This is a genomic window from Pararhizobium sp. DWP1-1-3 (assembly GCF_049896125.1).
Classification (GTDB): domain Bacteria; phylum Pseudomonadota; class Alphaproteobacteria; order Rhizobiales; family Rhizobiaceae; genus Pararhizobium.
Genome location: NZ_JAFCTR010000004.1, coordinates 301,179 through 327,486, shown reverse-complemented (window position 1 = coordinate 327,486; position 26,308 = coordinate 301,179). Strand labels below are relative to the sequence as shown.

Sequence of the window (26,308 nt, the reverse complement as noted above, 5' to 3'; positions counted from 1 at the left end):
ATCATCCACTCGTTGCAACAGGCCGCGCAAATCCTGCGCGGCTTTTTTCGTTCGCATTCAGGTCTTTGCCAGTCCCGCCAGCTGCGTCATGACGACGGCAGCACCCGCCAGCCGCTTTTCCGGTGTCGGGAAATCGCGCTGGAAGAAGATGCTGTGATCCGGGCGGATCTTGGCCATGATGCCCTGTTTGGCGATATAGCCGACCAGTGCGCCCGGATTGGGGAATTCGCGGTTGCGGAACTGCACCACGACGCCCTTCGGGCCTGCGTCGAGCTTTTCGACATTGGCGGTACGGCAGAGCGACTTGATATAGACGATCTTCAACAGGTGCTGGACTTCGAGCGGCAGCGGACCGAAGCGGTCGATCAGCTCGGCACCAAAGGCGTCGATATCGCCCAGCTCGGTGATTTCGCCGAGGCGGCGATAGAGGCCAAGGCGCAAGTGCAGATCCGGCACATAATCGTCGGGGATCATCACTGGCGTTCCGACGGAAATCTGCGGCGACCAGCCGCTATCGGCGATCTCCTCGTCACCCTTCAGCTCGGCAACCGCCTCTTCCAGCATCTGCTGGTAGAGCTCGAAGCCGACTTCCTTGATGTGGCCGGACTGCTCATCGCCGAGCAAATTGCCGGCGCCACGGATATCGAGGTCGTGGCTCGCCAGCTGGAAGCCGGCGCCCAGCGTGTCGAGCGATTGCAGCACCTTGAGGCGGCGTTCGGCCATGCCGGTCAGCGTCCGGTTGACCGGCAGCGTGAACAGCGCAAAAGCGCGGACCTTGGAACGGCCGACCCGGCCCCTGAGCTGATAGAGCTGCGCCAGACCGAACATGTCGGCGCGGTGCACGATCAGCGTGTTGGCCGTGGGCACGTCGAGGCCGGATTCGACGATCGTCGTCGATAGCAGAACATCGTAGCGGCCCTCATAGAAGGCGTTCATGATGTCTTCGAGTTCGGTCGCCGGCATCTGGCCGTGGGCGACGGCGACCTTCAGTTCCGGCACATCGGATCTGAGGAAATCGTGGATTTCAGAGAGATCGGCCAGACGTGGGCAGACATAGAAACTCTGGCCGCCGCGATAGTGCTCGCGCATCAAGGTTTCGCGGATGACAAGCGCGTCGAAGGGCGAGATAAACGTGCGCACCGCCATGCGATCGACCGGTGCCGTGGTGATCAGCGACAGTTCGCGAACGCCCGTCAGCGCCAGTTGCAGCGTGCGCGGGATCGGCGTCGCCGACAGCGTCAGGACGTGCACGTCGGATTTCAGCTCCTTCAGCCGCTCCTTGTGCTTGACGCCAAAGTGCTGTTCCTCGTCGATGATCAAAAGGCCGAGATTGGCGAAATTGATCGACGTGCCGAGCAGCGCATGTGTCCCGACGACGATATCGGTCTTGCCTTCGGCGACTTCCTTCTTGGTCAGCGCCAGCTCCTTGGAGCCGACCAGACGGGACGCCTGGGCAATGCGCACCGGCAGCCCGCGAAAACGCTCGGTGAACGACTTGAAATGCTGGCGGGCAAGCAGCGTCGTCGGCACGACAACGGCCACCTGGACACCGTTCATCGCGGCGATGAAGGCGGCGCGCAGCGCCACTTCCGTCTTGCCGAACCCGACGTCGCCGCAGACGAGCCGGTCCATCGGACGGCCAGCGCCCAGATCGTCCCGGACGGCTTCGATCGAGGTCATCTGGTCTTCTGTCTCGTCATAGGGGAAGCGGGCGGCGAATTCGTCGTAGAGCCCTTCCGGCGTCGTCAGCACCGGCGCATGACGCGTCAGGCGTTCGGCGGCAATACGGATCAGGCCGCCGGCCATATCCAGCAAGCGCTTCTTCAGCTTGGCCTTGCGCGCCTGCCAGGCGACGCCACCGAGCTTGTCGAGAACGGCATCGCTGCCTTCGGAGCCGTAGCGCGACAGAAGTTCTATGTTTTCGACCGGCAGGAACAGCTTTGCCTCGTCGGCATAGACCAGCTCAAGGCAGGCATGCGGCGCACCGGCGGCCTCGATGGTGCGCAGGCCGATGAACCGGCCGATCCCGTGCTCGGCATGGACGACAATGCTGCCTTCGTCGAGCCCAGCGACTTCCGCGATGAAATCGGCGCCGCGCTTGCGGCGTTTGGAGCGGCGGACCATGCGATCGCCGAGAATGTCCTGTTCGCCGATGACGACGAGATTGCCGGTTTCAAAGCCGCTTTCGAGGCTCAGCACGGCAGACGCCGCCTCTCCGGGTTTCAGGCTATTGAGCTCAGACAGCGCCTTGATCGGCTTGATATTGGCAAGGCCGTGTTCGACCAGCACCTGCAGCAGACGATCAAGCGATCCTTCCGACCACGCAGAGATCAGCACCTTGGCGCCCTTGGCACGGCGGTCGGCGATATATTTGACGGCCAGATCGAAGACATTGACGCGTTCGGCGTCGCTGGTCGCTTCCGTCGCATTTTTCGCCCAGCGCACACCCAGGCGCGCATCGACGGCGATGACCTGGCGCGCCTCGCCCTCGTGTTCGCTGAACGGCGAAAGGCGAACGGCATTGCGCGACACCAGAGCGGCGTTGAACGCTTCGACGCTCAGATAAAGCACCTCCGGCGGCACCGGCTTGTAGGGCGTGCCCTGCGAAATCTGCGACTTGCCCGGCGAAACAGACGACTGGCGGGCCTCGTAATAGTCTTGAACGAGCTTGGAGCGTTCGGCTGCGGCTTCGCGAACCACATGGTCCGTGACGATATGGAAGCCGGCAAGATAATCGAACACGGTGTCAAGCCTGTCGTAAAACAGCGGCAGCCAGTGTTCCATGCCCGCATATCGCCGGCCTTCGGAGACCGCCAAATAGAGCGCATCGTCACGGGTCGCCGCGCCGAACATCGACAGATATTGCGTGCGAAAATGGCTGATCGTTTCCGGTGTCAACGACACTTCGCTCATTGGGTTGAGATCGAGCGAGCGGGCCTGTCCGGTGGTCCGCTGGCTGGCCGGGTCGAACGACCGGATGCTTTCGAGCGTATCGCCGAAGAAATCGAGCCGTACAGGTTCCTCGCTACCGGGAACGAAAACATCGAGAATGCCGCCACGTACCGCATATTCACCAACTTCACGCACGGTGGCGACGCGTTCGAAGCCATTGCGGCCGAGCCGGGCTGCGATATCGTCCATACGGATATTCGCACCCGGGCGCGCCGAAAACGCCAGGCTCTCGATGATATCCTGCGGCGCCATCTTCTGCAGGGCGGCATTGACGGTGACGAGCACGATGGCGGGATGGGGCTTTTTCGCATGCGCAATCAGGCCGCTCAGTGTTGCCAGGCGCCGTGCCGATGTGTCGGCACTGGGCGACACGCGGTCATAGGGAAGGCAGTCCCAGCCCGGTAGCGTCAACACCGGAATATCCGGTGCAGCAAAACCCAGCATCTGCTCGACATCGGCGATGCGCTGGCCATCCGAGAGAATATAGGCGACCGGGCCGTTGGCGCGGGCAAGCTCGGCAAGAATCAGCGGCTCGACCCCGGCCGGAACCGGGCCGATGGTCAACTCACGGGTGGCGCGCGCAACTTTCTTGGGATCAAAACCGGCAATCATCAGGCGTTTTTATCCTTGTCGCCAAGCAGCACATCAAAATCGGGGCGATAGGATACGATCCGATTGAACAAGGGCGTGTGATAGCGCTCTGGTACTGGCTGCGATCCAAGCACCCACTTGAGCAGATCGGTGTCTTCTTCACCCATGATCGTTTCGAGCTCGTCAAGATCGGTCTCCGCCAGATCAGCAAGCTCGTTATCGGCGAACTGCCCAAAAACCAGATCCATCTCGCGAACACCACGGTGCCAGGCGCGGAAAAGAATCCGTTTGCGGCGCGGATCGAGATCGGCGCTTGTGCGGGTGATGCCGGTCATGAGAAGTCCTTCCTGCCGCCGCGTCGCTAAAGACGGCGTTTCGCTATGGCTCTATAAACGCTGAAAAGAGTATTGTCAGCCTTGCCAAAGACCTAATCCTCGTTTCAGTCTGCCCCGCATGCGCCCTGCCCTTCTCGATCCTCTTTTTGCTCCCCTCAACTCGCTTCCCGGCATCGGCCCGAAAGCGGGCGAACTTTATGCACGGCTGCTGGGCCGCGACAGCATCGACGATTGCCGGGTGATCGACCTCGTCTTTCACGCGCCGCATTCGCTGATCGACCGGCGCCACCAGCCGGGAATCGCGCGCGCGCCGCAGGGCGTCATCGTCACTATCACCGGCCGGGTCGACCGGCACCAGCCGCCACCGCCACGCACCAGCCAGCCCTACCGCGTCTTCCTGCATGACGATACCGGCGAACTGGCGCTGACCTTCTTCCGGGTCAAGGGAAACTGGCTGGAAAAGGCGCTGCCGGTCGATGAGACCGTGACGGTCAGCGGCAAGGTCGATTGGTTCAACGGCCGTCCGTCGATGGTGCATCCCGATTATATGGTGCGGGCAACGGAGGCCGAAAACCTGCCGCTGGTCGAGCCGATCTATCCGCTGACGGCCGGTCTTTCGGCGCGCATCCTGCGCAAGGCGGTCGAAGCGGCCCTGCCCCGCATTCCGGAGTTTCCCGAATGGATCGAAGAAGCTTTGATGCAGAAGCAGGGTTTTCAGTTCGCACGCGACTGTTTCCTGGCGCTGCACGACCCGCGCGACGAAACCGATCTCGATCCGCAGGCGCCTGCCCGCCGGCGGCTTGCCTATGACGAATTGCTTGCCGGGCAGCTCTCGCTGTCGCTGGTGCGCCAAAGGCTGCGCAAGGTGGCCGGGATACCGGTGCACGCGACGGGAAAGCTGAGCAGGCCGGTGCTTGCCGCCTTGCCGTTTTCACTGACCGGCAGCCAAACGGTTGCCATCGACGAAGTGCTGAAGGATATGGCTGGTACCGAGCGGATGCTGCGGCTGCTGCAGGGCGATGTCGGCTCGGGAAAAACGGCGGTGGCGCTGATGTCTATGCTGGCGGCCGTCGAGGCAGGCGGTCAGGCAGTCCTGATGGCGCCGACGGAAATTCTTGCCCGCCAGCATTTCTCGACTCTCTCGAAGATGGCAGCACCGGCCGGCGTCACCATCGACGTGCTGACCGGTCGCACCAAGGGCCGCGAGCGCGACGCCATCCTGGAACGCATCGCGTCCGGCGAAACACAGATCGTCATCGGAACCCATGCGCTGTTCCAGGATACCGTTGTCTACAACAAGCTCCTGCTGGCCGTCGTCGATGAGCAGCATCGTTTCGGCGTGCACCAGCGCCTGCGGCTGACGGCCAAGGGAATTTCCCCTCATATGCTGGTCATGACTGCGACGCCGATCCCGCGCACGCTGGTTCTGGCGGCATTCGGCGATATGGACGTTTCCAAACTCACAGAGAAACCGGCCGGCCGCAAACCGATCCAGACGGTGACGGTATCGACCGAACGCACCGGGGAAATCGTCGCGCGGCTTCGTACCGCGCTTGCCGAGGGCAAGAAAGCCTATTGGATCTGCCCGCTGGTCGAGGAATCGGAAGCTTCTGATCTGATGTCAGCCGACGAACGCTTCCAGAGCCTCGACAAGCAGTTCGGACCGAATGTCGGCCTGGTGCACGGGCGCATGAGCGGCGCGGAAAAAGACGCGGTGATGCTCGCCTTCAAGAATGGCGACATCCGCCTTCTGGTCGCCACCACCGTCGTCGAGGTCGGGGTCGATGTGCCGGACGCGACGATCATGGTGATCGAGCATGCGGAGCGGTTCGGGCTGGCGCAACTGCACCAGCTGCGCGGCCGCGTCGGCCGCGGCGATGAGGCCTCGACCTGCATCCTGCTCTATAAGGGACCGCTTAGTGAAAACGGCCGGGCGCGGCTGTCGATCCTGCGGGATACTGAAGACGGTTTCCTGATCGCTGAAGAGGACCTTAAACTGCGCGGTGAAGGCGAACTGCTGGGCACACGCCAGTCCGGAACGCCCGGCTTCCGCATAGCCAGCCTCGAAGCACACGGCGACCTGCTGGAGATCGCCCGCAAGGATGCGGCCTATGTGATCGAGCGCGATCCGGACCTGACGACCGAGCGGGGCGAGGCTCTGCGGACGCTGCTCTATCTGCATCGCCGCGATGAAGCGATCCGGTTTCTCAGGGCCGGCTAAGCGTCTTGCCGCGTTTGGCGGGCGCCGTCTCCTGCGTGACGGCCAGAGTTTTCGGCAGATAGTCGGGCGAAACCAGACCACCGGAGAGAAGCAGCTTGGCGGCGTCCTCCGGACTCATGTCGAGCGGCACAATTTTTTCACGCTGTACGAAAATCAGAAAGCCGGCGGTTGGCACCGGGGTCGGCGGCAGGAAGACGGCAACCATATCCAGGCCACGCTCGCTGAATTTAGCGGCGAGTTCGCCCTTGGCATCCGTGGCGATGAATACCAGGGCCCAGAGGCCGGGACTCGGATACTCGATCAACCCCGCCTTCTTGAACGAATTCGACTGATCCTGAAGCACCGTCTGAAAAATCTGTTTCAGGCCCTTGTAGATCGGACGCACCAGCGGCGTGCGGACAAGCAGCGACTCGCCAAAGCCGACAACACTGCGGCCGATCAGGTTCGCCGTGAAAAAGCCGACCAGCGTGATCAGCATCAGCGCCGTCAACAGGCCAAAACCGGGCACCGGATAGGGCAGGAAATTGTCCGGGTTATAGTCGAACGGCAGATAGGGTTTGACCCAGCTGTCGGCCCAGAGAATGAACGACCAGGTAATCCAGGCGGTGATGGCCAGGGGCGCACAGATGATCAGGCCGGTCAGGAAATAATTCCTCAACCGCGTGGCAAAAAACCCACGTGCCGGTTTGTCTGTCATGCTGCTCCGTCTTGTCTGTCGCCGTCAGCGTAAAATGCCGCGTTATAGCTTACTGTGCCGGACGCCGGATTGGACGACAAGGGCTGCATCAAAAAATATTGCGGCGCACAATCTGGGTAGATCAACCGGGCATCGTTCTGAAACCCAAATTTGCGATAGAGCTCGGGATCGCCCACCACAACGCATCCGGCTGCTGCCTGCTCCCTGAGCACTTCCAGCCCTTTGCCGATCAGGGCGCTGCCGATGCCCCGCCCCTGAAATGCCGGCAGGATCGATACCGGGCCAAGCCCATGCCAATCCTTCGAACCGTCTGACAGTTGGACAGGTGAAAAAGCGATATGGCCGACCACATCGCCATTCACTTCAGCAACCAGCGAAAGACTGAGCGCACCCGCCTGCCGCAAACGGTCGATGATCAGGTGTTCTGTCTGATCGCTGTGCGGATGATCCTTGAAGGCGGCGATCGTCACAGTGCGGATCGCTGCGATATCAGCGGGATTTTCCGGACGTATGATCATTCCACCGTGACCGATTTGGCCAGATTGCGCGGCTGATCGACGTCGGTGCCCATAAACACGGCCGTATGGTATGCGAGCAGCTGAATCGGCAGCGAGAAGATCATCGGCGCAATGATCTCATCGACATTCGGCAACACGATCGTGCTCATCGTCGCGAGCTTGGAGGCAGCCGCCCCCTTCTCGTCGGTGATGAAGATGATGCGGCCACCGCGCGCGGCGACTTCCTGCATGTTCGAGACGGTCTTTTCGAAGAAGCGATCATGCGGCGCGATGACGATGACCGGCATGTTCTCGTCGATCAAGGCGATCGGACCATGCTTCAATTCACCGGCAGCATAACCTTCCGCATGGATATAGGAGATCTCCTTCAGCTTCAGCGCGCCTTCCATGGCCAGCGGATAGCTGGTGCCGCGGCCGAGATAGAGCACGTCCTTGCATTTCGACAATTCGCGCGCCAGACTTTCGATCGTCGGCTGGATGCTGTTCAGCACCTTGCCCATAATGCGAGGCATTTCGGCGAGGCTGCGAACCAGAACCTTTTCTTCGGCCTCAGAAACGGTGCCGCGTGCACGTCCGGCGCCGATCGCAAGAGCAGCCAGCACCGACAGCTGGCAGGTGAAGGCCTTGGTCGAGGCGACGCCGATTTCAGGGCCGGCCATGATCGGGAAGATCGCGTCGGATTCGCGCGCGATGGTGGATTCCTTGACGTTGACGACGGCGCCGATTTTCAGGCCGTTTTCCTTGCAATAGCGCAACGATGCCAGCGTGTCGGCGGTCTCGCCGGATTGCGAGATGAACAGGGCTGCCGATTGCGGCGACAGCGGGATGTTCCGGTAGCGGAATTCGGATGCGACATCGATTTCGACAGGCAGGCGGGCGTAGCGTTCGAACCAGTATTTGCCGACGAGGCCGGCGAGATAGGCGGTGCCGCAGGCGGAGATGGCAAGGCTCGGTACCTTGGCGAAATCAATCGCTGCGGCAATCGGATTGACCGTGTTCTCGATGAAATCGACGTAATGCCCGAGCGCGTGCGAAATCACTTCCGGCTGTTCGTAGATTTCCTTTTCCATGAAATGGCGGTGATTGCCCTTGTCGACCATATAGGCCGCCGCAACCGAAATCTGGCGCGGCCTGGACACCGGTTTGCCGTCGTGATCGAGGATTTCGATGCTGTCTGCGGTCAGCACCGCCCAGTCGCCGTCGATCAGATAGGTGATTTCGTTGGTGAATGGCGACAGCGCGATGGCGTCGGAGCCGAGGAACATTTCGCCCTTGCCGAAACCGACTGCAAGCGGCGGGCCGCTGCGGGCCGCCATGATCGTGTTTGGTGCATCCTGGAAGATGACGGCAAGCGCATAAGCACCGGTAACCCGGCGCAGCATCGCCTGCATCGCGTCCCGGTGGTTCATCCCGTCGCGGATCAGCTTGGCCAGCAACTGCGCGACAACCTCGGTGTCCGTCTGCGTCTTGAAGGTCGCGCCGGCAGCTGCAAGCTCGTCCTTCAGCTCGGAAAAATTCTCGATGATGCCGTTATGGACGACGGCGACGCCATCGGTGAAATGCGGATGGGCGTTGTTTTCGGTCGGAGCGCCATGCGTCGCCCAGCGGGTATGGGCAATGCCCGTCTGGCCCGCCAGCGGCTCGCCGCGCAACTTGGTTTCCAGATTGACCAGCTTGCCTTCGGCGCGGCGGCGCTCAAGCACGCCGTCGTGGATGGTGGCAACCCCGGCAGAATCATAACCGCGATATTCGAGCCGCTTCAGCGCATCGACAAGCCGCTCGGAGACAGGCTGGTTTCCAACGATACCGACGATGCCGCACATATTTTACTCTCCGCAATTTCTTTGCAAGGCCGGCGCTGAAACAACCAGGACCGGTCGATAGTAGGCTTTCAATGCCGCTTTGGTATCGAATTTCAAAAAATGCGCAATCGGCCGGAAATTCACTTTCGATTTCAAGCTTTAACCGCAGCGGCCGGCGGTCTATTTCTTCTGTTTCGCAGCCTTTTCGGCTTGATATCGTTCGCGCAGGATTTTCGCCCGTCCCGGCTTGATCTCCTGACGTGCCCGGCCGAAAGCCACGGCGTCCGCTGGTACATCCTGCGTGACCACGCTGCCTGAAGCAACAAGTGCTCCATCGCCGATGGAAACCGGCGCAACGAGCGACGAGTTCGAACCGATAAAGGCGTTGGCGCCGATGCGGGTGATATGCTTGTTGACGCCATCGTAGTTGCAGGTGATCGTGCCTGCACCAATATTGGTTTTTTCGCCGACAAAGGCGTCGCCGATATAGGTGAGATGATTGACCTTGGCTCCGGCGCCGATCTCGGCCTTCTTCACTTCGCAGAAATTGCCGACCTTGGATTCCGGTCCCAGGTTGGCGCCCGGCCGCAGGCGGGCATAGGGGCCGACGGTTGCTTCTGCGCCGACACGAGCGCCCTCGAGATGCGAGAAAGCGTGGATGACCGCACCGCTTTCAATGGTGACGCCGGGGCCGAAAACCACGTTCGGCTCGATCAGGACATCCTGGGCAATCTGCGTATCGAAAGCCAGGAAAACGGTTTCCGGCGCAATCATCGACACACCGGAGACCATCAACTCGTGGCGGCGGCGCTTTTGCCATATTGCTTCGATCATCGCCAGTTCGGCGCGGTTGTTGCAGCCGGTCAACTCCGTCTCCGGCGCCTCGACGGCGATTGCCTTGCCGCCTTCAGCGCGAACGATCTCGACAATATCCGTCAGATAATATTCGCCCTTCGCATTGGCATTGCCGATCTTGCCGAGCAGTTCCAGCGCCTTGGGGCCGTTGATCGCCATCAGGCCACCATTGCAATAGGTGATCTTCTTTTCTTCCTCGGTTGCGTCCTTCTGCTCACGGATGGCCACAAGCGCACCATTCTCGACAAGCAATCTCCCGTAACCCGTCGGATCGGCGGTTTGAAAGCCGATGACGACGACATCGTTGCCGTCGGCCAGCCCCTGCCGCGCGGCGAGCAGCGGCGCTGCGGTGATCAGCGGCGTATCGCCGAAGACGACCAAAATATCGTCATAGCCCTTGGCGATGGCATCCTTTGCCGCAAGAACGGCATGGCCGGTACCGAGGCGTTCGGTCTGTAGAAATGCCGACATGTCGATGTCGTTGCGGGCAGCGGCGGATTGAACCGCTTCGGCATCACGGCCAAGAACAAGCGCTACGGAGGAGATCGAAGCATTTACCAGCGAGTCCACCACATTCGCGATCATCGGCCGGCCAGCAACCGGGTGCAGCACCTTCGACATGGACGACTTCATCCGGGTGCTTTCTCCCGCTGCCAAGATAATCGCCAGGCATGTGCGCTTCATTCACGTTCTCCCGCTTTGGTGGCAGCCGGTTCTGAAAACCGGCGCGATTCTGCCCGCTACATAACAGGAAGATATTGCACGGAACATAATCCGCGCGCGAGCCGCCATGTTAACCCGGATAAAACCCGATCCTGCGATAAAAATGAAGGGCCGCCTTGATGGTTGTCATGCCGGGGGAGTGATATCGACGATGCATGGTTCGACCGAGACGGTGCTTTCCGGCGGGCACAACGGCCTTAGGCGGGCGCTCGCACGCCACCCCATGATCATTCTGGCTTTGGCCGTCGCATGTATGCCGCTGGCACTGGTTGCGACCGTGACCATGCCGATCGGTCCGATGTATTGGGACCATTACATCTATCTCGACGCAGCAAACCGTATTTTCGACGGTCAAATACCCTCCGTCGATTTTTTCGCCCCGGTGGGCGGCCTTGGCTACTACCTCTTCGCCGGATGGCTCTATCTTTTCCCCAATGGCCACCCGCTGCTTCTCTCCAGCTGGTCGTTGATGACGCTGACGGCACCGTTGATGGCGCTGGTCATCGTCGACGTGCAGAAACGCTCGATGGCAACTGCTTATGGGCTGCTGCTGCCATTCCTGTTCTTTTCACTGCTGCCTTTCAACACCGGCGATTTCTACCCCTATCCGGGCTCCGATGGCTTCGGCGTCTACAATCGCCAGGTCTGTCAATTGCTGTATGTGCTCGCAGCCGGACTGGTTTTCGTGCGCGGATGGAAGACGCTGGCTACGGTGACGGCGCTTGCCATGCTCGCTCTGCTGTTCATCAAGGTCACCGGCGTGGTCGGAGGTCTTGTCCTTTGCCTGATGGCTTTTCTCGCCGGACGCCTGCCCCTTCGCGCAGCTGTTGCCGGCGGAAGCGTCTTCCTCGCAGCGGCCGGGCTTCTGGAAATCACATCCGGGGCTGTTTCGGCCTATGCGACCGACATCTTGTCGCTGGTCGTCATCAACGACAGCAGCCTGTTGCCGCGGCTTTTGCAAGCCGCTTCGATCAATTTCGGTGTGATCCTGGCGTGCTGCCTGCTCGGCCTCGTCTTGGTCGTCAGTGAGTTGCCCGTATTTCGGGCGGCACTCCGCGACTTCATCGGAAAACCCGGCTTTTCGGCATTCGGCAGGATTGCGGATCAATCTTTTCTCTGGATGGCGGGTTTCATCGCTGCCGGTCTGCTGTTTGAAAGCCAGAATACCGGTAGCCAGGCGTTCATCTTCCTGTGGCCGCTCCTGCTTGCCATCCTCATCGAAAATTATCGCCGCAAGGGATCGTCGGCAGGCTTTGCCGCCGTGGCGATCCTTGTTTTCAGCGCGGCCATTCCTCCGGTCGTTATCGTCACGCAGAAAGCAGCACGCGCCTTTATCGGCAGCGTCAACAACACGCCGCTTGAACACGATAACCTCAAGAGCATGGGTGCCGTCGGTATTCGCTCCATTTTGAGCCAGCGGGCGCAGCGTCTGCAAACCAACTACGTGGCTTACCGTCCAGCCTACCAGGCATTGGCCGAAGCCGGCGAGTTGCCGTCATTCCTGCTCTACAGCGACTTCGAATTTCAGTCGCAGTGGCTGAAGAATGCCGATGAGGTGATTTCCGCAATCGAGACGTTCGAAACCGCCAACAAGGTACGTTTCGAGACGATCATGACAATCGATTTCACCAATCCCTTCCCCTGGTTGATGGATCGCCATGCGCCGAAATACATCGCCATCGGTGCCGACCCCTACCGGGCCGTGCCGCCGCTCGATGCGCATGTCAAACAGGCTGTGGACGCCGTCGATCTTGCACTTTACCCGACATGCCCGCCGACGGCCGCACGCCTGGCGCTGCTCAACCTTTATCAGCCTGTGCTTGCCGAGGGCCACCGCCGCATTACGCTGACACCATGCTTCGATGCTTTCGTGCGTACCGGCATTACCAAAGTCCCTTGAGGTCAGTGCGGCATCCGCAGCCGGCTTTCCGTCAACAGGCCGCTCTCATCGAGAATGGGATGTGCGACGGATACGATATGGGCGTTGATGCGCTTCAGATCGCGCAGGATGTCGAGATGCAGCGAGCTCGTCTGGAGGCTATCCGTACGCCCGTCGCGCAGCCGCTCGAGGTGGCGCTCGGACGAGCGTTTCTCCATGTGGCGGACATCGACTTTCACCTCCATCAGGTGGCGCGCGAGATCGGCATCTCGGGTCACGAAAATGGTCTGGGCAATCCGCAGGTTGTCGATGGTGAGATTAAACAGCGTCGTCAGTTCCTGATAGCCGTCCTCGGAGAATTTAAGGCCATTGTCGATCTTCTTCCTGACCTCTTCCGTCAGGCCCTTCTCGATGATGTCGCCGATATGTTCGAGGTTGATGGCATAGTCGATAATGACGATCGAGCGGCGGCCGTTGTCGTCGCTCAGACCGCCGCGTCCAAGCCGTGACAGATAGATTTTGACTTCCTGCTGCAGCAGATCGACCTGCTTTTCCAGCTTTCCGATGTCCTGCAATTGAATACGATCGTTGCTGTTGAACGCATTCATTGCCGCGATCAGCATCTTCTCGATCAGGTCGCCGACCCGCAGGACTTCCCGGGTTGCGCCGGAAAGAGCGATGACCGGCGTCGTCAGTGCGCGATCGTCGAGATAGAGCGGGCCCGTCTCGGCCTTCGGTTCATCGGGAATTAGCCGCAGCATGGCGGCTGACAGTACCGATGAGAATGGCCAGGCGACAATGGCGAGCGCGACGTTGAAGATCAGGTGGATATCGACCGGTAGCTTTTCCGGCGACAGCGGCAGAGTCTGCAGGAAAGCGGCCGCAGGTGCTGCCACCGACAGGGCGATCAGGCAGCCGATGGTGCGAACGACAAGATTGCCCGCCGTGACCCGTTTGGCCGAAGCCGAGGCCGACAATGTCGCCATCACAGGCGGGATCGCACCACCCAGATTGGCGCCCAGCACGAGCGCGATCGTCAGACCGGATGACAGGATACCGGCACCTGCAAGCGACAGGATGAGAACAACCACGGCAAGACTGGAGGACGAGACGAAGGCAAGTGCGGCCGCGAAGATCATGGCGACAGGCCAGGCGCTGTCGAGCATGGTGAGGAAGCTGCCGAGCGCCGGCGACTGGCGCATCGGCTCCGTCGCCAGCCCGAGCAAATGCAACGACAGCAACATCAGGCCGATACCGACCAGGGCCGTGCCTGCACCCTGCTTCGCACTGGATCGCCCTGCCCGGACCAGCATGACGCCTCCAAGAATGAGCAATGGCGACAGCCAGTCGATGCCGGTTGCGACGATCCAGGCGGTAACGGCGGTTCCGACATTCGCCCCGAGCAGCACGATCTGGGCCATGCGTGCACGGACCAGTCCCTTTTCGACAAAGGACGCAATCATCAGCGCTGTGGCGGTCGAGCTTTGAAGAGCGACGGTTGCGACGAACCCGCCCACAAACGAACGCACCGGCCCGCTGGTGCCTTGCGCCAATCCGGTCCGCAGCTTGATGCCGAAAGCGCGCGTCGCACCGTCCTTGACCTGGGACAGGCCGAAGAGCAGCAACGCGACCGCGCCGAACAGATTGACCATGACGATGATGGATTCCATGTCTGCACTCCGGCTTTCCCGCCAGGATTGCTGCGCATCAAGCGAGTCGGCATGGTCTGGCGGGTCGATGCTATCATTTTCGGGGATGTTATGGCCCGCTCCGCCACTGATAGTGACAGATATTTTTAGATTGCCGGCTAACATTTCCGACATGTTTCGGTCTTTGAACGGCACGGCCCCGGATGGCTTGCGCTTCGGTCCGCAAAGCTACTGGCGCGACATCGGCAACAAATCTGCGGACAGCAGATACCTTTGCCGACGCGCCACCGATTTCCTCGACTTTTTGCGCGGTTAAACCCTTCAATTCCGCCACGGATTGCTCTAAGGAACGACACCGGCTGCCATCCGGCGGTCCCGAAATTGCGACGAGGTATGCAGTCCCATGCTTGAATTCCTGAGAAAAGGCGCCCAGACTTGGGTTGTCAAAGGGCTCTTGGTCCTTCTTGTTCTTTCCTTCGGTGTCTGGGGTGTGTCCACGTCTCTGGTAACGGCAACGGCTGATGCGGTTGTGACCGTCGGCGACGTCAAAGTGTCGCCGAGCGATTTTCGCCTTGCCTACGAGCGCCAGCTTGCCCAGCTTTCCCGGCAGTTTGGTACGCGGCTGAGCCGCGAACAAGCCAAGGCTTTTGGTGTCGAAGCGCAGGTCTACTCGCAGCTCGTCGCCGGCGCGACGCTTGACCAGTTGTCCGAGAATATGAACCTCGGCCTCTCGCAGGACCGGCTCGCCTCGCTGATCAGCGAAGACCCCGCGTTTAAGGGCGTCAACGGCCAGTTCGACCGTGGGACCTTCTCGAGCGTGCTCCGCAATGCGGGCTTGCGCGAACAGGATTACATCAACAACCGCAGCCAGGTTGCCGTACGCTCGCAGATCGTCGAAGCACTGTCGGACGGCTATACGCCGCCCAAGGTGCTCGGCGACGCGCTGCGCCAGTACCGCAACGAGACCCGCACGCTCGACTACCTGCTTTTGTCGAATGCCAATGTCGATCCGGTCAAGGCCCCCTCGGACGAGGTTCTCAAGCCCTGGTTCGAAACCCACCAGGCCGAATACCGCGCGCCGGAATTCCGCAAGATCAGCTATGTAAAGCTGGAACCAGCCGATATCGCCGACCCGGCCTCTGTCACCGAAGATGAAGTGCGGGCCGATTACGACAAGCGCAAGGACAGCTTCAGTACGCCGGAAACACGCACCGTCGAACAGCTTTCCTTCCCCTCGCGTGCGGAGGCTGACGCAGCGGCAGTCAAGCTTTCCACCGGCACGACCTTCGACGCTCTGGTCACCGCTTCCGGCAAGACCGCAAGCGACGTGCTGCTCGGTGATTTCACCCGCGACCGGATGCCTGATGCCAAGCTCGGCGACGCCGCTTTCGCGCTTGTGGCCGATGGTCAGACGACTCCGGTCATCGACGGCGCCTTCGGTGCCGTCATCCTGCGTGTCACCAACATCAAGCCGCAAACCGTTCGGGCCTATGACGAGGTCAAGGACGAGCTGCGCAAGGAATTGGCGCTGACCAATGCCGCCAACGAAATCATGGGTATCCACGACAAATTCGAGGATGCCCGCGTTTCCGGAGCCTCGATGAAGGAGGCTGCCGAACAGACCAACCTCAAGCTTTCCGTCCTGAACGCGGTCGATGCACGCGGCAACGATGCGAACGGCGATGAGATTGCCGGCATCCCGGAGGCAAAGACCCTGCTTGAAGAAGCCTTCAAGGCTGAAGTCGGCGGAGAAACGCTGCCGGTCAATCTCGGCCGCGACGGCTACGTCTGGTTCGACGTCGATGAAGTGACCCCGGCGCGTGACCGCACGCTGGACGAAGCGCGCGAAAAGGTGGTGGCCGACTGGACAGCCGAACAGCAGCGCAAAGAACTGGCCGCGAAGGCTGTCGAGCTGAAGGCCCGGGTCGAAAAAGGCGAGACACTGGCAGCCATCGCCACAGAACTCGGTATTGCCGTCGAAACCAAAACTGGACTTCGCCGCTCGGCGGAAGATGCAGCGCTTAGCCCTGCGGCAGTTGCTGCAGCATTCGGCGGTGCGAACGGCCTGGTTGCCAACGCACCCGGCATCGGCGGCGAAGGCCAGATCCTTTTGAAGGTCACCGAAGTCGATAACGACAATCCGGGCGATGCGCTCGACAACGACGACCGGCAGATCAATGCCATCGCCCAGGCCAGCGGCGACGACATTCTCGATCAGATGGTCAGCGAGTTGCAGAAGGGCTACGGTGTTACGATCAACCAGCAGCTTGCCGAGCTCGCTCTGTCGCAGCAGCGGTAACGCAAAAAGGGATCAGCATGCCGGACTTGAAGCCTTTCGTCGCCAAGGCCGCAGCGGGTGAAGCGCTGAACCGCGATGATGCCCGCGCAGCCTTCGAAATCATCATGTCCGGCGAAGCCACCCCTTCCCAGATTGGCGGCTTCCTGATGGCGCTACGCGTCCGCGGCGAAACCGTCGATGAAATCGTCGGTGCCGTCGGCGCCATGCGGGCGCGCATGCTGACGGTCAAAGCTCCAGCCGACGCTATCGACATTGTCGGAACGGGTGGTGACGGTGCCGGAACCTACAACATCTCGACGCTGGCGGCGCTGATTGTCGCCGGTGCCGGTGTTCCTGTTGCCAAGCACGGCAACCGCGCGCTCAGTTCCAAGTCCGGCACGGCCGATGCGCTCTCCTGCCTTGGCGTCAAGCTCGATATCGGACCGGACGCTATCGCGCAGTGTATTTCGGAAGCCGGTCTCGGCTTCATGTTTGCCCAGCAGCACCATTCGGCGATGCGCCATGTCGGACCAACCCGCGTCGAACTGGGGACAAGGACGATCTTCAACCTGCTTGGACCGCTGTCGAACCCGGCTGGCGTGACACAGCAGCTTGTCGGTGTCTATTCGCCGCATTGGGTGGTGCCGGTCGCCGAAGTGTTGCGTGACCTCGGCTCGAAAAGCGTTTGGGTCGTGCATGGCGAGGGTTTGGACGAGATCACCACGACCGGCGTCACGCAGGTGGCGGCGCTCGACAACGGCGCTATCCGCACATTCGAACTGACGCCGTCCGATTTCGGCCTGGAAACCGTCCCGCTTGCCGACCTCAAGGGCGGCGACGGTGCCCATAATGCCGTCGCGCTCAAGGGCGTTCTACAGGGCGACGCGACACCTTACCGCGATATTTCGCTTGCCAATGCCGCCGCTTCGCTGGTGATCGCGGGACGCGCCGGTGATCTTCGCGAGGGCATGGAACTTGCCCGCAAGTCGCTGACGAGCGGCGCTGCCGATGCGACGCTTGAGCGGCTCATCCGCGTTTCGAACGCGGCATAAGGAGAAACTCCATGGCCGATATTCTGCAGAAGATAGAGATCTACAAGCGCGAGGAAATCGCCGCAGCAAAATCACGCTTCGGCCTCGCCGATCTGAAGGCGATGGCCGCCGGCCAGGAAGCGCCGCGCGGGTTTCTGAACGCGTTGAAAGCCAAGCAGGTGGAAGGTCAGTTCGGGCTGATTGCCGAAATCAAGAAGGCCAGCCCTTCCAAGGGATTGATCCGCCCGGATTTCCATCCGCCGCTCTTGGCTAAGGCCTATGAAGCCGGGGGGGCTGCCTGCCTGTCCGTCTTGACCGACGGCCCGAGTTTTCAGGGTGCGCCGGAATTCCTGACGGCGGCGCGCAATGCCTGTTTGCTTCCGGCACTGCGCAAGGATTTCATGTTCGAGACCTATCAGGTCCACGAAGCCCGTGCCTGGGGTGCCGATTGCATTCTACTGATTATGGCCTCGCTCGATGACAGCGATGCGCAGAGGCTCGAGGACGAGGCGTTCTTGCTCGGCATGGATGTTCTGGTTGAAGTGCACGACAAGGAAGAACTGGAACGGGCGCTGAAACTGAGTTCGCCGCTGCTTGGCATCAACAACCGCAATCTGAAGACCTTCGAGGTCGATATCGCGCTTTCGGAAAAGCTGGCGCCGCTGGTTCCGGCTGACCGGTTCCTCGTCGGCGAAAGCGGCATTTTCACCCACGAAGATTGCCTGCGGCTGGCAAAGAGCGGCATTTCGACATTCCTCGTCGGCGAAAGCCTGATGCGCAAGGATGACGTGATGGCTGCGACCCGCACCCTTTTGACCGGTTCCGCCACCACCCTGGCGGCGGAATGATGAACACGCCTTCCCTCACCCATATCGGGGCCGATGGCCAGGCGCATATGGTCGATGTCGGAGACAAGGCAGAGACCGTACGCATCGCCGTTGCAGAGGGTTTTGTGCGCATGCGGCCGGAGACGCTCGAACTTATTCTCAGCGGCAATGCCAAGAAGGGCGATGTGCTTGCCACCGCGCGGCTCGCCGGCATCATGGCCGCCAAGCAGACGGCCAACCTCATCCCGCTCTGCCACCCGCTGATGCTGTCGAAAGTGTCCGTGGAAATCACCGCCGATCAGACCTTGCCCGGACTGAGGATCGAGGCGACGGCCAAGCTTACCGGGCGCACCGGCGTCGAGATGGAAGCCCTGACCGCTGCCAGCGTTGCCTGTCTGACGATCTACGACATGGCCAAGGCGGCCGACCGGGAGATGGAAATCGGCGGTATCCGGCTTGCCCGGAAATCAGGCGGACGGTCTGGCGACTATGTCCGCACGGAAAGTCCGGACTGATGGCATTGCTCCCGGTTTCAGATGCGCTCGACCGGCTGCTGGCAATCTCGGCGCCGATAACCGGCTCGGACATGATTGGCCTGCACGAGGCGATGGGACGGGTTCTCGCAACCGATGTCGCCGCTCTCGTCACACATCCCGCCTTCGACAATTCGGCGATGGATGGCTATGCCGGCCGGCACGAGGATTTTGCCAAAGTTGGCACCGAACTCGTCGTCATCGGCGAATCAGCGGCTGGGCGTGGTTTTTCCGGCCATGTCGGCCCCGGTCAAGTGGTGCGCATTTTTACCGGTGCGCCAGTTCCAGCCGGTGCCGATACCGTTCTGATCCAGGAAGACGCCGACACACTGCCGGACGGCCGTATCCGCACCAACTTTGCCCCGGCGCAAGGACGGCATATCCGTCCCAAGGGGCAGGATTTCGCGATAGGCGATATCGTTTTGCGCCAGGGCGAAATGCTTGATGCCGGCCGATTGACGGTCGCGGCGGCGATGAACCATCCGCATTTGCCGGTGTTCAAACGCCCGAAAGTAGCCATCCTTGCCACCGGCGACGAATTGCTGCCGCCCGGTAGCGTGCCGGGTCCGGACCAGATCATTGCCTCGAACACCTATGGCGTCGCGGCGATCGCCCGCGACAATGGAGCCGAAGTCATCGATCTCGGGATTGTGCGTGACGACAAGGCGCTCATTGCCGCAACAGTCGCAAAAGCGCAGGCCGCTGGCGCGGATGTGCTGGTGACGCTGGGTGGCGCCTCCGTCGGCGATCATGACCTCGTCCAGCCGGCACTGGTGGAAAGCGGCATGGTGCTGGATTTCTGGCAGATCGCCATGCGTCCTGGAAAACCGCTGATGGTGGGTACCCTTGACGGCATGACCGTGCTCGGCTTGCCCGGAAACCCGGTTTCCAGCCTCGTTTGCGCACTGCTGTTTCTGGAGCCGTTGTTGCGCCATCTTGGCTCCCTGCCACCGCGTGATCGCAGCGGCCAGGCAAAAACCGTGACCGCGCTTCCCGCCAACGACAAGCGTCAGGACTATGTTCGGGCACGCTTGACCAGGGGCGCCGATGGCGTTCTGCGGGCAGAAACCTTCTTGCGGCAGGATTCTTCGATGATGCAGGTCTTTGCCCAGTCGGATTGCATGATCATCCGGCCGCCGCATGCGTCTGCAGTGGACGCCGGTGCTGTCTGCGATGTGATGATTCTTCGCTAATCAGCCGTCTAATTGATCATTTTCCTCTTCCCAAAATACAATGCAGGACTATTTAAATGCGGGAAAAGGCAGCCCTTGTTGGAAGGAAATAAAGTTGAATCGCAATGCGCTCTATATGCTTATCGGAGGTCTCGTCGTTTTGGTGGTGGGATTGGGCGTCTATATCTACGATAAGGAATCCAAGCCTGACGGCGTGGAAGTAAAAATCGGCGAAGGCGGCATCTCGATCGAGGAAAATTGAGCGGACGCGGCTGTGGCGGCGTTAACTGTTTATTAACCAAAGCAGCTGAGTATTGGATGCAGTTGACCTGACTACGGATGTACTAGCAGGCCAAACACAAACGAGTTGGCAAAAGGTCGGGGATTCCCCGGCCTTTTTGTTTTTCAAGCGATCGGCAAGTTTCAGTGCGCGGCGCGCGAGACAAGGATCTTGTCGATACGGCGGCCATCCATGTCGATGACTTCGAAACGATAGCCATAGGCTTCGGTTACGTCACCCTCCTCTGGGTTCTTGCGCAACTGCTGCACCAGGAAGCCGGAAATGGTTTCATAACTGCCATCGGAATCAATTTCATCGATACCGATCGTCAGGTGGATTTCGTCAATCGGGGTCCGGCCGTCGACCAGATAGGATCCGTCATCACGCTGGCGGATCAGCGCATGTTCGATATCGTCATAGTTCGACGGCAGCACTCCGACGATCGCTTCCAGGATGTCGGCGACGGTGATGATGCCTTCGATACTGCCGTATTCGTCGACGATCATTGCCATATTGATATGAGAAGCTTTGAACGCCTCAAGCGCTTTCAAGCAGGACGCCGTTTCCGGCAAGGTATGGATATCCTTGACGAAGTTGCGGATCTGGAATCCCGATTTGGGCGGCGCATTGAGGATCTCCTTGACCTGGACGGCGCCGAGCACCTCGCCCGTCGCATCCATCACCGGATAACGGGAATGGGCCGACTGCTCGACCTTGGCGCGGATGGTTTCCAGGGTGTCGTTGACGTCGATGAAGCTCACTTCGGTGCGGTGCGTCATGATCGATTTGACGTTGCGATCGCCAAGCCGGATGATCCGGCGCAGCATTTCATGCTCCGACTTCTCGATGGCGCCGCTTTCGACGCCTTCGGCCATGATCGCCTGGACTTCTTCTTCCGTGACGTGGTCACTATCGCTGGAGACGCCGAAAATCCGCATGAACAGTGATGCCGACATCTCGAACAGGTAGACGACGGGGGCAGACAGGCGCGACAGAAACGACATCGGGCCGGCGACGAACATCGCCACGCCTTCGGAGTTCTTCAACGCAAGCTGCTTGGGAATAAGTTCGCCGATCACCACGGAGAGATAGGTGATGAGGGTAACGACCAGCGCGACGGCAACTGTGCTGCCGTAAGGGTTGATCCAGGTGATCGTGTCGAGCGTCGGGGCCAGCTTGTCGGCGATGGTGGCGCCACCATAGGCACCGGCGAGCGTTCCAACAAGGGTGATGCCGACCTGAACGGTAGAGAGGAATTTACCCGGATCTTCAGCCAGCCGTAGCGCCAGTTCGGCGCGGCTATTGCCCTGTTTTGCCATCTGCCGCAGCAGCGGCCGGCTTGCCGACACAATTGCCATTTCCGAAAGCGCGAAAAACGCATTGATCAAAAGAAGAACGAAAATAACAATCAGTTCGGACATAACCCTCGGACACCGTTGATGGGAGATACGCGCATCGGAGGCGACGCGCGTCAGTTGCAGCCCTATCAAATAGGCGGAAGACGCAGTTGCAGCAAGGCAGCAACTGCAGAATTACCGTTCTTTTGGCTTTGGTCCCGCTTTATCGACGATCAACTGCTCCGGCCGTTCCGGTCCCACCACGAAACAAGCGGCGGAATTACCGGGTTGGCGCGGTCACTTCCATGGGCTCGTTGAGCGCCACCCGAACGCGCTCGCGCCCGACGCGGATGACGTTCTGCATCGCTGCCCTTGCCCCCGCCTCGTCGCGCCGGCTGATCTGTTCAACGATCTTGATATGCGAACGTGACACCTCGTCAATGCCTTCGCGGCCCGATGCGGGCGAACTCAGCTTGAAGATGCCGACCAGAGCCGCCTCGATCAGGCTGCCGACGGTGCGCATGAACGGGTTTCCCGAGGCCTCGACCACCGCGAGATGAAACCGCAGGTCGGCCATGGCCAGCGTTTCGGCGGTGTGTTCGGGATCACCCATCGCAACCGCCAGCCGCATCATGCCGCTGATCTCGGCCTCCGTCGCGTTGACGGCGGCAAGGGCTGCGGCGTGGGGTTCGAATGCCAAGCGGATCTCGCTGAGGTGATAGAGGAATTCTTCATCGACACCCCGATGGAAATGCCATGTCAGAACGTCGCTGTCGAACAGGTTCCATTGGTTCTTCGCCGTCACCCGCGTACCGATCCGGGCACGTGGCACGATCAGTCCTTTTGCCGCTAGCGTCTTCATCGCCTCCCGCAACACCGTCCGCGACACTTTGAAACGCATCGCCAGTTCGGGATCGCCGGGTAGAATGGAGCCCACGGGAAACTCGCCCGACACAATGGCCTTGCCCAGTTCATCCACCACCTGTGCGTGGCTCGTGCGCGTTCGCGCACCGGTCAGGACTGTTTCGAGCAAACCCTTACGCAAGCAACTCCCCCCTCAGGAATACCTTTTGTTTTGGCGCGACAAAAACAGGATGGCCTTTTGCATCAGTATGAATGCAAACAGCAAAGCACCGATCAGAATTTTCGTCCACCAACTCGACAGCGAACCGTCGAAGGTGATGTAAGTCTGAATCAATCCCTGGATCAAAACGCCGACGAGTGTTCCTCCAACAAACCCGGCACCTCCTGTCAGAAGCGTTCCTCCAATCACCACTGCGGCAATTGCATCCAGCTCGACACCAACGGTTGCGAGCGAATAGCCGGCTGACGTGTATAGGGAATAAACGATTCCGGAAAGCCCGGCGAGAAAGCCCGAAAGTCCATAAATCATAATCGTCGTGCGGCCGACCGGAACGCCCATCAAGGCTGACGTCTGGGCGCCGCCGCCCAGCGCATAGACATTGGTGCCGAAGCGGGTTCGCTGGGCAATGAGGATGCCTGCGGCAAAGACCAGAAGCATCAGTCCGCCGATCAGAGAGATGCGGCCTCCGCCCGGAAGCTTGTAGTAAAACGTCTTCATCGTCGCGTAGAACGGATGCTTGATCGGAATGGAATCGATCGACAGAACAAACGCCATGCCCCGCGCGAGAAACATGCCGGCCAGCGTCACGATGAAGGCCGGCATCTCGAGATAGTGAATGATCGCTCCCATGATCGCGCCGAACGCCGTGGTGATCAAAAGCACAAGCACGAAGGCTGTGAGCGGGTGAATGCCGGTATTTTGCATCAGGACAGCCAGGAAGATGCCGGTGAAGGCGATCACCGAGCCGATCGACAGGTCGATGCCGCCTGACAGGATGACGAATGTCATGCCGACCGCAGCGATGCCCAGAAAGGCGTTGTCGGTCAAAAGGTTGCCGATCACGCGGGTCGACAGGATGTTCGGATACTGCGCGGCACACGCCGCATAGGAAACGACGAAGATGACGATGGTTGCGATCAGCGGGAGATATTTCTGGTTCATCGGACGGACTGCTCTGCGGTCTCTCTGCGGATGGATTTTCGGCTGAGGAATGTCAGTCCCGCCTGCACCCGAGGCGACTGGATGACGAGGATGATGACGATGATCGCAGCCTTGATGATCAGGTTGAATTCCGGCGGAAAGCCCGACGACAGGATGCCGGTATTGACCGCTTGGATGATCATCGCCCCGATCAGCGAGGCAACGATGCTGAACCGGCCGCCGAGCAGCGACGTGCCGCCGACGACGACGGCGAGAATGGCGTCGAGCTCCAGCCAGAGCCCGGCATTGTTGGCATCGGCGCCCCTGATGTCGGCCGTGACGATCAGGCCGGCGATGGCCGCACAGAGCCCCGACAGCATGTAAGCCGCCATCAACAGCAACGGCGTCTGGATGCCGGACAGGGTGCTGGCGCGGCGGTTGATGCCGACCGCCTCGATCAGCATTCCGAGCGCCGTGCGCCGCACCAGCAGTGCGACGGCGATGCCGAATACAAGCCAGATGATGACCGGCATGGGCAGACCGAAGAACGAACCGCTGCCGATGAAGATCAGGCCGGGATCGTTGAAGGTCAGGATCGCGCCTTCCGTCACCAACTGGGCGATACCGCGTCCGGCCACCATCAGCACCAGCGTGGCGATGATCGGCTGAATATTGAGGACGGAAACGAGAAAACCGTTCCAGACACCGCAGATCAGGCCGGTACCCACTGCCAATAGCAGAGTGACGACAAGCGGGTCGCCACGCACGCTGGATGCGGCGGCGACAGCGCCACAGATGGCCATGACCGCACCGACCGATAGATCAATGCCCTTGGTGGCAATCACAACCGTCATCCCGACGGCCAGAAGAGCGACCGGCGCACCGCGATTGAGAATATCGATCAGGCTGCCATAGAGCCGCCCATTCTGGATTTCGATCGAGAAAAAATCCGGAAAGACCAGCCGGATCAGCACCAGGATCATCGCCAGTGCGATGAATTGCGGAAGCAGACGCCGGCCGAGGCGTTTTGCGGTGTCGATCATTGTGCGCCTCCTGCAGCCGTTGCCGCAGCAATGGCATTGACGATATGTTCGGTGGTGATCTCACTGCCGGTCAGTTCAGCGACATGAGCGCGGTCGCGAAGGACGATAATCCTCGAACTGTAAGCGACGAGTTCCTCAAGCTCGGAGGAAATGACGATCAGCGACATGCCCTGCGCGCAGAGTTCCCCAATCAGCCGGATGATTTCCGCATGGGCGCCGACATCGATGCCGCGTGTCGGTTCATCCAGAATGAGAAATTGCGGATTGGTCGCCAGCCAACGCGCCAGAATGGCTTTCTGCTGATTGCCACCGGAGAGCAGGCTGATCGGCTTCTCCCGGTCGCTGGTGCGAATGTCCAAAGCCTTGATGTAGCGATCGGCCAAGGCGTTCTGCTCGGATGCAGACAGCGGCCTTGCCCAGCCGCGCCGCGCCTGCAAGGCCAGAGCGATGTTTTCGCGCACGGACAGTTCGCCGATGATACCGTCCAGCTTGCGATCTTCCGGGCAGAACCCGAACCCTTCGGCAATGGCGGCGCGCGGCGACGACAGATCAGCGGTCTTGCCGCCGATATCGGCACTGCCGCTATCGGCCTTGTGCACGCCAAACATCAATTCCGCAGTTTCGGTGCGGCCGGAGCCGAGAAGACCGGCAATCCCGATGACCTCGCCTTTGCGGACGTCCAGATCGAAGGGCTTGATCTTGCCGATCTTGCCATATTTGGAAAACCGGAAATGAACGGGGCCGCTCGCGGTTTCTGCGCCACCGGCTGCCTTTTCGACGGACTGAAGCTCATGACCAAGCATCATCGTCACGAGCTCCCGGCGCGGCAGGGAAGCGGTCGCACGCGTTCCGACCAGCTGGCCGTTGCGCAGTACGGTGATACGGTCCGATATATCGTAGACCTGTTCCAGAAAATGGGTGATGAAGACAATCCCGAGCCCCCTCGCCTTCAGGTCGCGGACGATGCGAAACAGCATCTCCACTTCCTGCGCATCGAGACTGGCGGTCGGCTCATCGAGGATCAGTACCTTGCCGGAGAGATCGACGGCACGGGCGATCGCCACCACTTGCTGGATGGCGACGGAACAGCTTTCCAGTGCTGCGGAGACGTTGATGTCGATGCCGTATTGCGCAAGCAGCGCGCTGGCCCGTCTTCTCATCTCGCCGTTCTGAATGAGACCGAATCGGCGAGGCTGGCGGCCGAGAAAGAGGTTTTCCGCAACGCTCAGATTTCCGAGCAGATTGACCTCCTGGTAGACGGTGCCGATCCCTAGCTTCTGGGCATCGAGCGTGTCGCGCGGGTTGATCTCGGAACCATCAAGGGTCAAAAGACCGGCATCGCGACGGTAGGCACCCGTCATGCACTTGATCAATGTTGATTTTCCGGCGCCGTTTTCACCCAGTAGCGCATGCACTTCGCCGCGCCGCAGGGAGAAATCGACCTTGTTGAGGGCGATGGCACCCGGAAAGGTTTTCACGACTCCGGCGGCGACAAGGATATCGTTTGTGCTGTTCTGCATGAGACCGATACTTCAAGGAAATTAGGTCACCCGTAGCTTACGGATTTCCGCCAATCATGT

Annotated in this window: 20 protein-coding genes; 8 read left to right on the top strand and 12 right to left on the bottom strand. The window is 60.5% G+C overall.

Translation table 11 applies throughout. The features are described 5' to 3' along the window. Positions 1-57: 57 nt before the first annotated feature. Complete coding sequence (gene mfd, locus ACP7BS_RS12605; RefSeq protein ID WP_426238374.1) at positions 58-3,564, bottom strand: transcription-repair coupling factor; 3,507 nt, start codon at positions 3,562-3,564, stop codon at positions 58-60. Beyond that, complete coding sequence (locus ACP7BS_RS12600) at positions 3,564-3,878, bottom strand: succinate dehydrogenase assembly factor 2 (RefSeq protein WP_426238373.1); 315 nt, start codon at positions 3,876-3,878, stop codon at positions 3,564-3,566. The genes mfd and ACP7BS_RS12600 overlap by 1 nt, the downstream gene beginning before the upstream one ends. Before the next feature lie 118 nt (positions 3,879-3,996). Between ACP7BS_RS12600 and recG the strand changes: the two genes are divergently transcribed. Next, the gene (recG, locus tag ACP7BS_RS12595) at positions 3,997-6,099 is read left to right on the top strand and encodes an ATP-dependent DNA helicase RecG (RefSeq protein WP_426238372.1); all 2,103 of its coding nucleotides are present in this window, start codon (positions 3,997-3,999) and stop codon (positions 6,097-6,099) included. Here the strand turns inward: recG and ACP7BS_RS12590 are convergent. The 4 genes from ACP7BS_RS12590 to glmU all read right to left on the bottom strand — a co-directional run bounded on the left by ACP7BS_RS12590 (position 6,086) and on the right by glmU (position 10,655). Next, on the bottom strand, positions 6,086-6,796 hold the full coding sequence (locus ACP7BS_RS12590) for a DUF502 domain-containing protein (RefSeq protein WP_426230296.1): 711 nt from the start codon (positions 6,794-6,796) through the stop codon (positions 6,086-6,088). The genes recG and ACP7BS_RS12590 overlap by 14 nt on opposite strands. After that, entirely contained in the window at positions 6,793-7,314 is a 522-nt protein-coding gene (locus ACP7BS_RS12585; protein WP_426238371.1) for a GNAT family N-acetyltransferase, read from the bottom strand. The genes ACP7BS_RS12590 and ACP7BS_RS12585 overlap by 4 nt, the downstream gene beginning before the upstream one ends. Beyond that, positions 7,311-9,137, bottom strand: a complete 1,827-nt coding sequence (gene glmS / locus ACP7BS_RS12580; protein WP_426238370.1) for a glutamine--fructose-6-phosphate transaminase (isomerizing) — start codon at positions 9,135-9,137, stop codon at positions 7,311-7,313. The genes ACP7BS_RS12585 and glmS overlap by 4 nt, the downstream gene beginning before the upstream one ends. Positions 9,138-9,296: 159 nt before the next feature. Beyond that, positions 9,297-10,655, bottom strand: coding sequence for a bifunctional UDP-N-acetylglucosamine diphosphorylase/glucosamine-1-phosphate N-acetyltransferase GlmU (gene glmU, locus ACP7BS_RS12575; RefSeq protein ID WP_426238369.1), 1,359 nt, complete (start codon positions 10,653-10,655; stop codon positions 9,297-9,299). Positions 10,656-10,845: 190 nt separating this feature from the next. Between glmU and ACP7BS_RS12570 the strand changes: the two genes are divergently transcribed. Further along, positions 10,846-12,594 carry a hypothetical protein gene (locus tag ACP7BS_RS12570; protein ID WP_426238368.1) on the top strand — a complete coding sequence of 583 codons (1,749 nt, stop codon included), beginning with the start codon at positions 10,846-10,848 and terminating at the stop codon, positions 12,592-12,594. Between the two features lie 2 nt (positions 12,595-12,596). Here ACP7BS_RS12570 and ACP7BS_RS12565 read toward each other — a convergent pair whose 3' ends face one another. After that, a complete protein-coding gene (locus ACP7BS_RS12565) occupies positions 12,597-14,243 on the bottom strand; it encodes a Na/Pi cotransporter family protein (RefSeq protein WP_426238367.1) in 1,647 nt (548 codons plus the stop codon). A gap of 382 nt (positions 14,244-14,625) precedes the next feature. On the opposite strand from ACP7BS_RS12565, the gene ACP7BS_RS12560 reads away from it, so the two are divergent. From ACP7BS_RS12560 to ACP7BS_RS12535, 6 genes are all read left to right on the top strand, one after another. After that, positions 14,626-16,521: a SurA N-terminal domain-containing protein gene (locus ACP7BS_RS12560; RefSeq protein WP_426238366.1), complete on the top strand. Its 1,896-nt coding sequence runs from the start codon at positions 14,626-14,628 to the stop codon at positions 16,519-16,521. Positions 16,522-16,538: 17 nt separating this feature from the next. Beyond that, complete coding sequence (trpD, locus tag ACP7BS_RS12555; protein WP_426238365.1) at positions 16,539-17,552, top strand: anthranilate phosphoribosyltransferase; 1,014 nt, start codon at positions 16,539-16,541, stop codon at positions 17,550-17,552. An 11-nt stretch (positions 17,553-17,563) separates the two neighbouring features. Further along, entirely contained in the window at positions 17,564-18,379 is an 816-nt protein-coding gene (gene trpC / locus ACP7BS_RS12550) for an indole-3-glycerol phosphate synthase TrpC (protein ID WP_426238364.1), read from the top strand. Continuing rightward, positions 18,379-18,873: a cyclic pyranopterin monophosphate synthase MoaC gene (moaC, locus tag ACP7BS_RS12545; protein WP_426238363.1), complete on the top strand. Its 495-nt coding sequence runs from the start codon at positions 18,379-18,381 to the stop codon at positions 18,871-18,873. Before trpC ends, moaC begins: the two co-directional genes overlap by 1 nt. After that, the gene (glp, locus tag ACP7BS_RS12540; RefSeq protein ID WP_426238362.1) at positions 18,873-20,084 is read left to right on the top strand and encodes a gephyrin-like molybdotransferase Glp; all 1,212 of its coding nucleotides are present in this window, start codon (positions 18,873-18,875) and stop codon (positions 20,082-20,084) included. Before moaC ends, glp begins: the two co-directional genes overlap by 1 nt. A gap of 94 nt (positions 20,085-20,178) precedes the next feature. Continuing rightward, positions 20,179-20,325, top strand: a complete 147-nt coding sequence (locus tag ACP7BS_RS12535; protein ID WP_426230285.1) for a hypothetical protein — start codon at positions 20,179-20,181, stop codon at positions 20,323-20,325. Between the two features lie 161 nt (positions 20,326-20,486). Here ACP7BS_RS12535 and ACP7BS_RS12530 read toward each other — a convergent pair whose 3' ends face one another. The 5 genes from ACP7BS_RS12530 to ytfR form a co-directional block, all read right to left on the bottom strand. Then, positions 20,487-21,764, bottom strand: coding sequence for a hemolysin family protein (locus ACP7BS_RS12530; RefSeq protein WP_426230284.1), 1,278 nt, complete (start codon positions 21,762-21,764; stop codon positions 20,487-20,489). Between the two features lie 196 nt (positions 21,765-21,960). After that, complete coding sequence (locus tag ACP7BS_RS12525) at positions 21,961-22,725, bottom strand: FadR/GntR family transcriptional regulator (RefSeq protein ID WP_426230283.1); 765 nt, start codon at positions 22,723-22,725, stop codon at positions 21,961-21,963. Between the two features lie 12 nt (positions 22,726-22,737). Beyond that, complete coding sequence (gene yjfF / locus ACP7BS_RS12520) at positions 22,738-23,706, bottom strand: galactofuranose ABC transporter, permease protein YjfF (RefSeq protein ID WP_426238361.1); 969 nt, start codon at positions 23,704-23,706, stop codon at positions 22,738-22,740. Continuing rightward, positions 23,703-24,728 carry an ABC transporter permease gene (locus ACP7BS_RS12515; RefSeq protein WP_426238360.1) on the bottom strand — a complete coding sequence of 342 codons (1,026 nt, stop codon included), beginning with the start codon at positions 24,726-24,728 and terminating at the stop codon, positions 23,703-23,705. The genes yjfF and ACP7BS_RS12515 overlap by 4 nt, the downstream gene beginning before the upstream one ends. Next, positions 24,725-26,248, bottom strand: a complete 1,524-nt coding sequence (ytfR, locus tag ACP7BS_RS12510; protein ID WP_426238359.1) for a galactofuranose ABC transporter, ATP-binding protein YtfR — start codon at positions 26,246-26,248, stop codon at positions 24,725-24,727. The genes ACP7BS_RS12515 and ytfR overlap by 4 nt, the downstream gene beginning before the upstream one ends. Between the last annotated feature and the right edge of the window lie 60 nt (positions 26,249-26,308).